Raw genomic sequence first — 13274 nt, 5'->3', positions numbered from 1 at the left:
TCTTGCCTGTCTTCCGCCCCGATGAGGGAACCGGAGGACCGCACGAAGATCACGGACGATACGCTTTCCACTCAACTCGGCCGCGCCGCAACGGCGATGGCCGCACCACCGTACTGGGGGCGGGAACGACCATGATGGGACCGGCACACTCTCTGTCAGGGGCAGCGGCCTGGCTGGGGGTGGGCGCGGCGGCAGCCGCCGCAGGCCATGCGATGCCCTGGCCCGTCCTGGTCGTCGGCGCACTGATCTGCGCGGGCGCCGCGCTCGCCCCCGACCTCGACCACAAGTCCGCGACCATCTCGCGCGCCTTCGGGCCCGTCTCGCGCGGCCTGTGCGAGATCGTCGACAAGCTCTCGCACACGGTCTACAAGGCGACCAGGGGCCCCGGTGACCCGCGCAGGAACGGCGGTCACCGGACACTGACCCACACCTGGCTGTGGGCGGTCCTGATCGGAGGCGGCGCCTCGGTCGCCGCGATCACCGGCGGCCGCTGGGCGGTGCTGGCGATCCTCTTCGTCCATCTGGTGCTCGCGGTCGAGGGTCTGCTGTGGCGGGCCGCCCGGATGTCCAGCGACGTCCTGGTGTGGCTGCTCGGCGCCACCAGCGCCTGGATCCTGGCCGGCGTGCTGGACAAGCCGGGCAACGGCTCGGACTGGCTGTTCGACGCCCCCGGCCAGGAGTACCTGTGGCTGGGGCTGCCCATCGTGCTGGGCGCCCTCGTCCACGACATCGGCGACGCGCTCACCGTCTCGGGCTGCCCGATCCTGTGGCCGATCCCCCTGGGCCGCAAGCGCTGGTACCCGATCGGACCGCCGAAGGCCATGCGCTTCCGGGCCGGCAGCTGGGTGGAGCTGAAGGTGCTGATGCCCGCCTTCATGGTGCTCGGGGGAGTGGGCGGGGCGGCCGCGCTCAATTTCATCTGACGACGCGCTGCGGGGCGCGGCCGGGGTGTGACCCCACGGCGCGGGGCCCGGGGCACGCGTTCTGCGCGGGCGGTGCGCCCGGTGGCGTAGCACGATGTAGTCATGCTGCTCGCCCGGCTCGCCCATGTGTCCCGCGCGGTCGCCGCCACGTCCGCGCGGACGGCGAAGGTGGCGCTGCTGGCCGAACTGTTCCGGGACGCCGGACCGGACGACGTGCCGATCGTGATCCCGTACCTCGCGGGCAGGCTGCCGCAGGGGCGGCTCGGCATCGGGTGGCGCACGCTGGGCGACCCCGTGCCGCCCGCCGCCGCCCCCACCCTCACCGTGGCCGCGGCCGACGCCCGGCTCACCGAGATCGGTGCCCTTACCGGTCCCGGCTCCCGCGCCGCGCGCCGGGAGGCCCTGCGAGCACTGTTCGGCGCGGCCACCGCCGACGAGCAGCACTTCCTGCGGGCCCTGCTCACCGGTGAGGTACGCCAGGGCGCGCTGGACGCCGTCGCCGTGGACGCCCTGGCGCGCGCCGGCGGAGCGCCGCCCGCCGGGGTACGCCGTGCCGTGATGCTCGCCGGGTCGCTCCAGGACGTGGCGCGGGCCCTGCTGGCGGACGGGCCGGACGCGCTCGGCACCTTCCGGCTCACCGTGGGCCGCCCGGTCCAGCCGATGCTCGCGCACACCGCGCGCTCGGTCACCGAGGCCGTCGGGCGGCTCGGGCCGTGCGCGGTGGAGGAGAAGCTCGACGGCATCCGGGTGCAGGTGCACCGTGACGGCGACCGGGTCAGGGCCTACACCCGGACCCTCGACGACATCACCGGCCGGCTGCCCGAAGTGGTCCGTGCCGTGGCCGGGCTCCCGGGCGACCGGTTCGTCCTCGACGGAGAGGTGCTCGCCCTCGGGGCGGACAGCAGACCGCGCCCGTTCCAGGAGACCGCTGCCCGTGTGGGCTCCCGGCGCGACGTGGCCGGTGCCTCGGCACACGTCCCGGTCGTCCCGGTCTTCTTCGACGCGCTGTACATCGACGGCGAGGACCTGCTCGACCTGCCCCTCACGGCCCGGCACGCGGCGCTCGCCCGGCTGGTCCCCGAGCCGCTGCGGGTACGGCGGATCCTGGTGCCCTACCCCGACGACGAGGCCGCGTGCCAGGCGGCCGAGAGCTTCCTCGCCACCACCCTGGAGCGTGGCCACGAAGGCGTCGTCGTCAAGGGCCTCGACGCGCCCTACGGCGCGGGCAGACGGGGGGCCTCCTGGCTGAAGGTGAAGCCGGTGCACACCCTGGACCTGGTCGTGCTGGCCGCCGAGTGGGGACACGGCAGACGCACCGGAAAGCTCTCCAACCTCCACCTGGGCGCCCGGCTGCCGGACGGCTCCTTCGCCATGCTCGGAAAGACCTTCAAGGGACTCACCGACACGATGCTCGGCTGGCAGACCGAACGGCTGCGCGAGCTGTCCACCGGCGACGACGGATTCGTGGTCACCGTGCGACCGGAGCTCGTCGTCGAGATCGCCTACGACGGACTCCAGCGCTCCACCCGGTATCCGGCCGGTGTGACGCTGCGGTTCGCCCGGGTGCTGCGCTACCGCGAGGACAAGCCGCCGCAGGAGGCGGACACCCTGGAGACGGTCCTGTCCCGGCGGCCGTGACACCGGGCGTACCCCGGGGTGCCGGGCGGCGGGACACCGCACGGCACCGCGCCCCGTCGCCACGAGGGGGCGCGGCCCACCGCCGCACGGCGGTCAGCGGCCGGTCACCGCCGGCCGGGTGTGCTCCCTGATCTGCTCCGGTGTCAGATACGCGTCCGTGTACTCGAAGTCCCGCAGTGTGGCGGGCTTGCGGGACTGGAACCCGGTCCGTACGAAGTCGTCACCGGCGACGGCGTTGAGCATCCAGTTCGTCAGGACCCGGGTCTTGGCGACATTCGTCCGCAGCGCCGACCAGTGGTAGCCGCGCGCCACGGCCTGCGCGGGCAGCCCCTTCAGCTCGATGCCGAGCGGCTTGGACACCGCGTCCCGGCCACCGAGGTCCACGACCAGCCCGAGATCCTTGTGGACGTAGTCCCGCAGCGGAAGGCCCCGCAGCGACGCGACGAGATTGTCCGCGAGCGTGCGGCCCTGGCGCATGGCGTGCTGGGCGGTCGGCGGACAGACCGCACCGTCGCCCTTGGCCAGGTCGGGCACCGCGGCCGCGTCGCCGAGCGAGAACACCCCGTCCGAACCGGGCAGCTTCAGCTCGGGAGTCACGGCGAGCCGCCCGCGCACCGTCTCCGCTCCGAGCGTGGCGATCAGCGGGCTCGCCGCCACCCCCGCCGTCCAGATCAGGGTGCGGCAGGGCAGCACCCGGCCATCGGTGAACGTCACCTGCTCCGGTCCCGCCTCGGCGACCGACACTCCCAGCGACACCTCGATCCCGCGCCTGCGCAGCACCTCCATGGCGCTGCGCCCCAGCGCGTCGCCGAGCTCCGGCATGAGGGCGGGCGCGATGTCGATCAGATGCCACTTGATCAGCTTCGGGTCCAGCCGCGGATAGTGCCGGACGGCGCTCGTGGTGAGCCGCTGGAGACAGGCGGCGGTCTCCGTGCCCGCGTACCCGCCGCCGACCACGACGAACTGCAGCCGGGAGGCCCGCTCCGCCTCGTCCTGGCTGGCGTCCGCCAGATCGAGCTGGGCGATGACATGGTCGCGGACGTACGCGGCCTCGGCGAGGGTCTTCATGCCCCGCGCGTTGTCCAGCAGACCGGGAATGTCGAACGTCCGGGTGACGCTTCCCGCGGCGAGCACGATGTAGTCGTAGGGCTCGTTCACGATCTCGTCGGTGATCTTGCGGATCACACAGACCTTCGCCGCGGTGTCCACCCCGATGGCCCCACCGGGGATGATCCGCGTGCGATGACGGCTGCTGCGCCGCAGCGACACGGCGACCGACTGGGGGGTGAGCACGCCGGCGGCGACCTGGGGCAGCAACGGCAGATACAACTGGTAGGAGAACGGTGTGACGAGAGTGATCTCGGCTTCCCCCGGGGTGAGCCTGCGCTCCAGACGGCGTACGCATTCGACACCGGCGAAGCCGGCGCCGACAACGAGAATCCTGGGTGGTGCCACGGTATGCGTCCCTTCTCGGGCCTACGCGGTCCTGTGCTCGCCTGCCCCGCGTTCCGGGCCGGTCACCCCTCATCCTCACCGGGCGCCGCGGAATGCGCCTCCCGGCGCAGGGGAAGGGGCGGCCCCCCGGGATGAGGGAGCCGCCCCGGCACCGTGGTACGGCGACGCGCGTCAGCCGTGCCAGGACCGCCACAGCGCCGCGTACGCGCCGTCCGCCGCCACCAGGGCGTCATGGCTGCCCAGCTCGCTGATCCGGCCGTCCTCCACGACCGCGATCACATCCGCGTCGTGGGCCGTGTGCAGCCGGTGCGCGATCGCCACGACCGTACGGCCGTCCAGCACCCGGGCCAGCGAACGCTCCAGATGGCGCGCCGCCCGCGGGTCCAGGAGCGAGGTCGCCTCGTCCAGCACGAGCGTGTGCGGATCGGCGAGGACCAGCCGGGCCAGCGCGATCTGCTGGGCCTGCGCCGGGGTGAGCGCCAGACCGCCCGAACCGACCTCCGTGTCCAGACCCCCTTCGAGCGCCCTCGCCCACCCGTCCGCGTCGACCGCCGCGAGCGAGGCCCACAGCTCCGCGTCCTGTGCCCCGTCGCGGGCGAGCAGCAGGTTGTCGCGGAGCGAACCGACGAAGACATGGTGCTCCTGGTTGACCAGGGCCACGTGTTCACGCACCCGCTCCGCCGTCATCCGGGACAGCTCGGCGCCGCCGAGGGTCACCTCCCCGGTCCGCGGGGCGTAGATCCCGGCCAGCAGCCGGCCGAGCGTCGACTTGCCCGCGCCCGAGGGGCCGACCAGTGCCAGGCGCGTGCCCGGGGCGACATCGAGCGTCACCGCGTGGAGCACGTCGACCCCGGCCCGGTACCCGAAGCGCACCTCGTCGGCCCGCACCGCGCGGCCGTCCGGTCCGACCCCGGCGTCCCCCGCGTCCGGCTCGATCTCCCGTACACCGACCAGCCGGGCCAGTGACACCTGGGCCACCTGGAGCTCGTCGTACCAGCGCAGGATCAGACCGATCGGATCGACCATCATCTGGGCCAGCAGCGCCCCCGTCGTCAGCTGTCCGACGGTGATCCAGCCCTCCAGGACGAACCACCCGCCCAGCAGCAGCACGGCGCCGAGGATCGTCACATACGTGGCGTTGATGACCGGGAACAGCACGGAGCGCAGGAAGAGCGTGTACCGCTCCCACGCCGTCCACTCCTTGATCCGCCGGTCGGAGAGCGCCACGCGCCGTGCGCCCAGACGGTGCGCCTCCACGGTCCGCCCGGCGTCCACGGTCTCCGCGAGCATCGCGGCGACCGCCGCGTATCCGGCGGCCTCCGAGCGGTACGCCGACGGGGCCCGCCGGAAGTACCAGCGGCAGCCCAGGATCAGCACCGGCATGGCGACCAGCACGGCGAGCGCGAGCGGCGGCGCGGTCACGGTGAGCGCGCCGAGCAGCAGCCCGGCCCACACCACCCCGATCGCCAGCTGCGGCACGGCCTCGCGCATCGCGTTGGCCAGCCGGTCGATGTCCGTGGTGATCCGGGAGAGCAGATCCCCCGTACCGGCCCGCTCCAGGACGCCCGGCGGCAGCCCGACCGACCGCACGAGGAAGTCCTCGCGCAGATCGGCGAGCATCTCCTCACCGAGCATCGCGCCGCGCAGCCGCATGGAGCGGGTGAACAGCGTCTGGACGACGAGCGCGATCGCGAACACCGCGGCGGTGCGTTCCAGATGCAGGTCGCTCACGCCGTTCGACAGGTCCTCGACCAGCCCGCCCAGCAGGTACGGCCCGACGATCGAGGCGATCACCGCCACCGCGTTCACCGCGACGAGCACGACGAACGGCTTGCGGTGGCGCCGCAGCAGGTCCCGTACGTAGGTCCGCACGGTCGTCGGTGTACCGACCGGCAGGGTCGTCGCCGACTCCGGGGCGGCCGGGTCGTACGCCGGTGGTGCGACGCCGATCATGCCCTCTCCTCGATTTCCTCGATCGTGTCGATCGCCTCGGTGTCCGCGATCCCGTCCAGCGCGGCCGACGCCGCGGCTTCGTCGTCGGTCTCACGGGTGACGACCGCCCGGTAGTGCGGTTCGGCGCGCAGCAGCTCGCGGTGGGTACCCACGGCCATGACCGTGCCCTCGTGGACCAGGACCACCCGGTCGGCCAGGTCCAGCAACAGCGGCGACGAGGCGAACGCGACCGTCGTACGGCCCCGGCGCAGCCGCTTGATGCCTGCCGCGACCCGGGCCTCCGTGTGCGAGTCGACAGCCGAGGTCGGCTCGTCGAGCACCAGCGCCTCCGGGTCCGTGACCAGGGACCGGGCCAGCGCGAGCCGCTGCCGCTGGCCACCGGAGAGGGACCGTCCCCGCTCGGTGATCCGGGTCCCCATCGGGTCGCCCTCCGTGTCGGGCGATGCCTGGGCCAGCGAGGCCAGCACATCACCGCACTGGGCCGCCTCCAGCGCGTCCCCGGCGGCCACCTGACCGGACGAGGGAATGTCCAGCAGCTCCCGGAGCGTGCCGGACAGCAGCACCGGATCCTTGTCCTGCACCAGTACGGCGGTCCGCGCCGAGTCCAGCGGCAGCTCGTCCAGCGGTATGCCGCCGAGCAGCACCGAAGGGGCCGTCGCGACACCCGCGCCGAAGTCCTCGCGGCTGTCGCTCCCCGTGTCCTCGCCGGTCTCCGGACCGGTCTGGACATGCCCGCCGAGCCGCTCGGCCAGCCGGCCCGCCTCGTCCGGATCACCGCAGACCACGGCCGTGAAGAGGCCCTGGGGGGCCATCAGACCGGTGACGGGGTCGTACAGATCGCCCGAGGGGACCTGGTCGTTCCCGATCGTGGCGGGCTGCGCGCTGCGGTGCAGCGACAGCACCCGGACCGCGCGCTGCGCGGAGGGACGGGAGAAGGAGTACGCCATGGCGATCTCCTCGAAGTGCCGCAGCGGGAACAGCATCAGCGTCGCCGCGCTGTACACCGTGACCAGCTGGCCCACATCGATCTTCCCGTCGCGGGCCAGCGCCGCCCCGTACCAGACCAGTGAGATCAGCAGAACTCCCGGCAGCAGGACCTGGATCGCCGAGATCAGGGCCCACATCCGCGCGCTGCGCACGGCGGCCCTGCGGACCTCCTGGGAGGCGCGCCGGTAGCGGCCGAGGAAGAGTTCCTCACCGCCGATGCCGCGCAGGACCCGCAGACCGGCGACCGTGTCGGAGGCCAGCTCGGTCGCCCTGCCCGCCTTCTCGCGCTGGACGTCCGCGCGCCGGGTGGCCCGGGGCAGCAGCGGCAGTACGGCCAGTGCCAGCACCGGCATGGCGATCGCCACCAGGACGCCGAGGGAGGGCAGATAGATCACGAGGCCGACGCAGATCAGCACGAGTGCGGTGGCGGCGGCGGCGAAGCGGGAGAGCGCCTCGACGAACCATCCGATCTTCTCCACATCGCCGGTGGATACGGCGACGACCTCGCCCGCGGCGACCCGGCGGGTCAGCGCGGAGCCCAGCTCGGCGGTCTTGCGGGCCAGCAGCTGCTGGACCCGGGCGGCGGCGGTGATCCAGTTGGTGATCGCGGTCCGGTGGAGCATGGTGTCGCCGACCGCGATGAGCACGCCGAGGACCACGATCAGCCCGCCGGACAGTGCGAGCCGCTCGCCGGAACGGTCGATGACGGCCTGGACGGTGACACCCACGGCGAGCGGGAGTCCGGCGATCGCCAGCTGGTGGAGCAGTCCCCAGGAGAGGGACTTGAGCTGACCGGCGAGCTGATTGCGCCCGAGCCAGTACAGGAAGCGTGGGCCTGAACGGACATCGGGATCGCCAGGATCCGAATACGGAAGATCGCGAATGTGCATGACGTCCCAGGGCTCTGAGGGGTGGGATCCACGAAGGATCCCGACGTACGGTGCGGGGGAGCAAACGGTGCAATGCTCGCTTCCGGCACCGGCCCGGGGCAACTGGTTTTCCGCTGGGGGGACGTTGGGCGGTGGTCGGGTTCGCGCCCACCGGCCGGGGCCGGGGTTCCGCACCGGTCGGCGCGGAACCCCGTGCCGTCACCCGGCGGTCTTCTCCGAGTCCATACCGGAACGGGCCTTCTTCCACTCACCGCGGGTGAAGTCCGGTATCTGCTGCGGGGCGCCCTTGGCCTTGATGGACAGATGGCTGAGCGGAACGGGCGCCGTCCAGGTCGCCGCGTCGTACACATCGAAGTCCGGGACGAGCCCGAGCCGCATGCACTGCATCAGCCGGAACACCATCATGTAGTCCATACCGCCGTGACCACCGGGCGGGTTGGCGTGCTCCTTCCACAGCCAGTGGTCCCATTCGGCGTACTGGGAGAAGTCCGCCCACTGGTCGTTGGTGTGGTCGGGCTCGATGTAGATGCGGGCCGGGTAGTCCTCGAAGACGCCCCGGGTGCCGCCGAGGCTGTTGATGCGTGAGTAGGGGTGCGGCGTCGACACGTCGTGCTCCAGCCGGATGACCCTGCCCTTGGCCGTCTGGACCAGGCTGATCGTCCGGTCGCTCTCGATGTAGGTCTCCTTCCAGCTGGGATCGCCGGCCGGCATGTGCTCCTTCCGGTAGGCCGCGAGACCGAGCGCGGGGGACCCGACGCTGGTGATGCTGACGGCGCGGTCCCCGCGGTTGATGTCCATGTAGTTGGATACCGGACCGAACCCGTGGTTGGGGTACAGGTCGCCGCGCAGCCTGGTGTGCCAGAGCCGGCGCCAGGGCCCCTCGTAGTAGTCGGGGTCGAACATCAGGCCGCGCAGATCGTGGTTGTACGCGCCCGCGCCGTGCAGCAGATCGCCGAAGAGACCGGCGTGCGCCATGCGCAGGACGCGCAGTTCGTTGCGGCCGTAACAGCAGTTCTCCAGCTGCATGCAGTGTCGCCGGGTGCGCTCGGAGAGGTCGACCAGCTCCCAGAGCTGGTCCAGCCGCAGAGCGATCGGACACTCCACACCGACATGCTTGCCGTTGAGCATGGCGGTCTTCGCCATCTCGAAGTGGAAGTCCCAGGGCGTCGCGACGTAGACGAAGTCGATGTCCCCGCGCTCGCAGAGGTTCTCGTAGTCGTCCTCACCGTTGGTGTAGACGGCGGGCGCCGGCTGACCGGCGGCGGTGACCTTGGCGGAGGCTCTCTCGGCCTTGGCCTTCACCGGGTCGCAGACGGCCATGACCTGCACGCCGGGAACGGCGAGGAAGAGATCGATCATGCTGCCGCCGCGGTTGCCCAGGCCCACGATGCCGACCCGGACGGTGGAACGCCCGTCGAAGGGCACGCCGGCCATGGTGCGGCCCTTGCGCGCGGGCGCGGCGGCGGTGTCCTGACCGGGGAGCGCGGCGGCCGGCCCGGGGGAGGCGGCGGACGCCGCGCCGGCGCCCAGGCCGCCGAGGCCGAGTCCGGCACCGGCCACTCCCGCCGTCGTCCGGAGCACGGAACGACGGCTCGGCGAGCTGTCGTTGGTGTCCTGCGGTCCGTTCCCGTGCTGTGCGTCGTCGTTCATCGAGCCTCCCGGTGGGATGGGGGTTCTGACGGTGCGCGTGCGGATCCGGGGCCCCGGCTGTGCGGCGGGGCCCGAACCTCGGTATGGACCTTGGACGTTGAGGCTCGGGGTGCGCAAGGGATGCAATTGGACTCTCGCGCCGAAACCATGGACTTTCGTCCCGGCGGCGAGCGGCGGGCGGCAGGAGGCCGGGCCGCGCCGCGCCGGTCCGCACCGGGGCGCGGGCAGCGCGAAGCGGGCGGTGCCGCCCGGTCATGTCACAGGGAGCGCTACGGACGGTCGCCCGGTCCCGGCTCGCCGCCGGGCGACCGCCGTCGGCTCAGGCGGACGGCCGGGTGGCCCGCTCCAGCTCCATCAGTACGGAGTGGTACTGCCGCCCGGTCGCCCGGTCCATTCCGATCTCGCACATCCGGTTCGCCGACAGATAGGCGTCGTACTCCCGGCTGTTGACCTCGGCGGCCTCCTTCGCGGTCGCCGAAGCCGTCAGCTCCTTGTGCAGCATGCCCCGGTCGCCCGCGAAGGCGCAGCACCCGGCATCGTCGGGGATGACCACCTCGTCGGCACAGGCCTCGGCGAGCGTGCGCAACTGCGCCACATCTCCCAGGTGTTCCATCGAGCATGTCGGGTGCAGGACGGCGGAGCCGGTCCTGCGGAGCACCGTCAGCTCCGGCAGCAGCTCGTCGGCAGCCCAGACCAGGGAGTCGAGAACGGTCAGCTCCCGGTGGAGCTCCAGGTTGTCCTCGGTGAGATACGGCACCACCTCATGCGCGATGCCCAGCGTGCAGGACGAGGCGTCGACGACCAGCGGCAGCTTTCCGCCCGCCGTCCATCCCCACGCCGCCTCCACGATGCGGTTGGCCATCACCGCGTTGCCCGCGTCGTACCCCTTGGAGTGCCAGATCGTCGAGCAGCAGGTCCCCGCGACGTCCTCGGGGATCCACACCGGCTTCCCGGCCCGTGCCGACACGGCCACCACGGCCTCGGGCAGGGAGGGCTCCCGCTGCCGGTCCGGCCCCGAGAAGATGCGGTTCACACACGCCGGGTAGTACACCGCGCTCGCACCGACGCGTGTTGTCGCGGGCAGCTTGCGGGCGGCGGCGCCGGGGATCTCCGGCAGCCATTCCGGTACGAGGTCGGGGCGCACGGCCTTGCGGGCCAGCCCGGTCACGGACTCCAGCAGCCGGTCACCGATCTTGTCGGCCGCCGCGACGGCCAGCCGGGCCGAGGCCTCCACCGTCTTGAAGTTCTTCGCGGTGAGGGCGGCGATCCGCTCCTCGCGCGGCGAGTGCCGGCGGTGACGGAAGTCCTTCATCATCGCGCCCGTGTCGATACCGACCGGGCAGGCCAGCTTGCAGGTGGAGTCGCCCGCGCAGGTGTCCACGGCGTCGTAGCCGTAGGCGTCGAGCAGGCCGGTCTCCACCGGGGAGCCGTCGGGCTGACGCATCATCTCCCGGCGCAGCACGATCCGCTGGCGCGGCGTGGTGGTCAGATCCTGGCTGGGGCAGGTGGGTTCGCAGAAGCCGCACTCGATGCACGGATCGGCGACCGCCTCCACCTTCGGGATCGTCTTCAGCCCGCGCAGATGGGCCAGGGGATCGCGGTCGAGGACGATACGGGGAGCCAGGATCCCGGAGGGGTCGATGACCTGCTTGGTGCGCCACATCAGCTCTGTCGCCCGCGGCCCCCACTCCAGCTCCAGGAACGGCGCGATGTTGCGCCCGGTGGCGTGCTCCGCCTTGAGCGACCCGTCGAAGCGGTCCACGACGAGGGTGCAGAAGTCCTCCATGAACGCGGCGTACCGCTCGACGTCGGAGGGCCGCGCGGCGTCGAACGCGAGCAGGAAGTGCAGATTGCCGTGGGCCGCGTGACCCGCGACGGCGGCGTCGAAGCCGTGCTCCGCCTGGAGTCCGAGCAGTGCCTCGCACGCGGCGGCGAGCTGCGACGGCGGGACCGCGAAGTCCTCCGTGATCAGTGTCGTACCCGAGGGGCGGGAGCCGCCGACCGCGGTGACGAACGCCTTGCGGGCCTTCCAGTAGCCGGAGATCGTCCGGGTGTCCCGCGTGAACTCATTGGTGACGGAGGCGGCCGGTGCGACCAGGTCGAGGTCCGCGACCACCTCGCCCGCCGCCCGCTCGTAGGCCTCCTGCCCGGCCTCGTCCGGGGCACGGAACTCCACGAGCAGCGCGGCGGTCTCCTTGGGCAGCGCCGCCCAGTCCGTCGGGACTCCCTGGACGCTGACCGAGGCGCGCAGGGTGTTGCCGTCCATGAGCTCCACCGCGATGGCGCCCGCCTCGTTGAACCGCGGAACGGCGGCCGCGGCGGCGGTCAGCGACGGGAAGAAGAGCAGTGCCGTGGAGATCCGCCGGTCCAGCGGCAGCGTGTCGAAGACGACCTCGGATATGAAGCCGAACGTGCCCTCGGAGCCGACCATCAGCCCGCGCAGGATCTCCACGGGGGTCGAGCCGTCGAGGAAGGCGTCGAGGCGGTAGCCGTTGGTGTTCTTGATCTCGTACTTGGCGCGGATCCGGGCGATGAGCGCGGTGTCCGCCTCGATCTCCGCCTTGAGGGCCAGCAGGTCCTCGCACAGCTGCGGCTCGGCGCGGGCCAGCGCTCCGTCGGCGTCGGGATCGGCCGTGTCGACGACCGTGCCGCTGGGCAGGACGAAGGTCAGCGAGGCGACGGTGCGGTACGAATTGCGGGTCGTCCCGGCCGTCATCCCGGAGGCGTTGTTGGCGACGACCCCGCCGATGGTGCAGGCGATGGCGCTGGCCGGGTCGGGGCCCAGCAGCCGTCCGTGCCGGGCGAGCGTGGCGTTCGCCCGCATGACGGTGGTCCCCGGCCGGATCCGGGCCCGCGCGCCGCCGTCCAGGACCTCGATCCCCGTCCAGTGCTGACGTACGTCGACGAGGATGTCCTCGCCCTGGGCCTGGCCGTTCAGGCTGGTGCCCGCGGCCCGGAAGACGACGTCGCGGCCCTTGTCGTGCGCGTACGACAGGATCGCCGAGATGTCGTCGATGTCCTCGGGGACCAGGACGACCTGCGGAAGGAACCGGTAGGGGCTCGCGTCGGAGGCGTACCGCACGAGGTCGGAGACCTTCCACAGCACCTTGCCGGCGCCGAGCAGCGCGGTCAGCTCGGAGCGCAGCGGCTCGGGGGTGCCCTGCGCGTTCCGGTCGGGCACCCGGTCGGGTGAGGGCTCACGCACCGTACCGGGACGAAGGGCTTCCGGGTTCGGCTCCAGCAACGGCATGTCAAAGTCCCATCAGGCAGCTCGGCGCGGTACCCCGCGCCCGTTCCCTTTCAGCATGTCAGCAGTGCCGCTCGGGCATTCCGTCGACCAGGGCTGACAGCAGTCCGCCGAGCACCTCGCGCTGATCGGCGGTCAATGGGGCCAGGATCTCCTCTGCGGCGGCCCGGCGCGCGCTGCGCAGGGAGCGCAGCGTGGCGCGCCCCTCGTCGGTGATCTCGATGCGCACCACCCGGCGGCTGTCGGGATCAGCGGCACGCCGCACCCGGCCGGCCGCCTCCAGGGCGTCCACCAGGGTGGTCACGGCCCGCGGCACGACGTCCAGGCGCCGGGCGATATCGGCCATCCGGGGCGCGGCGTCGTACTGCGCGACGGTGCGCAGCAGCCGGAACTGCGCGGGGGTGATGCCGGCCGGCTCCAGCTGGCGGCTCTGGATGCGGTGGAGCCTGCGCGTCAGCCGCAGCAGTTGCTCGGCCAGCAGGCCGTCGGAGTCGGGGGAGTCCATGCGGGAACAATATCAGGACTCCGTTC

The 13274-nt window shown here is 72.3% G+C and carries 8 protein-coding genes; 2 read left to right on the top strand and 6 right to left on the bottom strand.

Going from position 1 to position 13274, the window contains the following annotated elements; all coding sequences use genetic code 11:
- The first annotated feature begins 131 nt into the window (after positions 1-131).
- Together ABT170_RS24665 and ABT170_RS24660 are read left to right on the top strand one after the other, a co-directional pair.
- Positions 132-923: a metal-dependent hydrolase gene (locus tag ABT170_RS24665; protein WP_266928939.1), complete on the top strand. Its 792-nt coding sequence runs from the start codon at positions 132-134 to the stop codon at positions 921-923.
- Between the two features lie 102 nt (positions 924-1025).
- Complete coding sequence (locus ABT170_RS24660; RefSeq protein ID WP_351870812.1) at positions 1026-2561, top strand: ATP-dependent DNA ligase; 1536 nt, start codon at positions 1026-1028, stop codon at positions 2559-2561.
- A 93-nt stretch (positions 2562-2654) separates the two neighbouring features.
- On the opposite strand, the gene ABT170_RS24655 is transcribed toward ABT170_RS24660, so the two are convergent.
- The 6 genes from ABT170_RS24655 to ABT170_RS24630 form a co-directional block, all read right to left on the bottom strand.
- Positions 2655-4016, bottom strand: a complete 1362-nt coding sequence (locus ABT170_RS24655; RefSeq protein ID WP_351870809.1) for an NAD(P)/FAD-dependent oxidoreductase — start codon at positions 4014-4016, stop codon at positions 2655-2657.
- Positions 4017-4187: 171 nt separating this feature from the next.
- On the bottom strand, positions 4188-5969 hold the full coding sequence (locus ABT170_RS24650; RefSeq protein WP_329943111.1) for an ABC transporter ATP-binding protein: 1782 nt from the start codon (positions 5967-5969) through the stop codon (positions 4188-4190).
- Positions 5966-7846, bottom strand: coding sequence for an ABC transporter transmembrane domain-containing protein (locus ABT170_RS24645; protein ID WP_329943112.1), 1881 nt, complete (start codon positions 7844-7846; stop codon positions 5966-5968). Before ABT170_RS24645 ends, ABT170_RS24650 begins: the two co-directional genes overlap by 4 nt.
- Before the next feature lie 198 nt (positions 7847-8044).
- The gene (locus ABT170_RS24640; protein ID WP_329943113.1) at positions 8045-9496 is read right to left on the bottom strand and encodes a Gfo/Idh/MocA family protein; all 1452 of its coding nucleotides are present in this window, start codon (positions 9494-9496) and stop codon (positions 8045-8047) included.
- Between the two features lie 319 nt (positions 9497-9815).
- The gene (locus tag ABT170_RS24635) at positions 9816-12746 is read right to left on the bottom strand and encodes an FAD-binding and (Fe-S)-binding domain-containing protein (RefSeq protein WP_351870805.1); all 2931 of its coding nucleotides are present in this window, start codon (positions 12744-12746) and stop codon (positions 9816-9818) included.
- A gap of 58 nt (positions 12747-12804) precedes the next feature.
- On the bottom strand, positions 12805-13248 hold the full coding sequence (locus ABT170_RS24630; protein WP_329943115.1) for a MarR family winged helix-turn-helix transcriptional regulator: 444 nt from the start codon (positions 13246-13248) through the stop codon (positions 12805-12807).
- Positions 13249-13274 lie beyond the last annotated feature (26 nt).

Origin of the sequence: Streptomyces sp. NPDC001787 (genome assembly GCF_040297465.1) — a bacterium.
In the GTDB taxonomy this organism is placed as follows: domain Bacteria; phylum Actinomycetota; class Actinomycetes; order Streptomycetales; family Streptomycetaceae; genus Streptomyces.
This window is presented reverse-complemented; position numbering and strand designations above follow the sequence as displayed.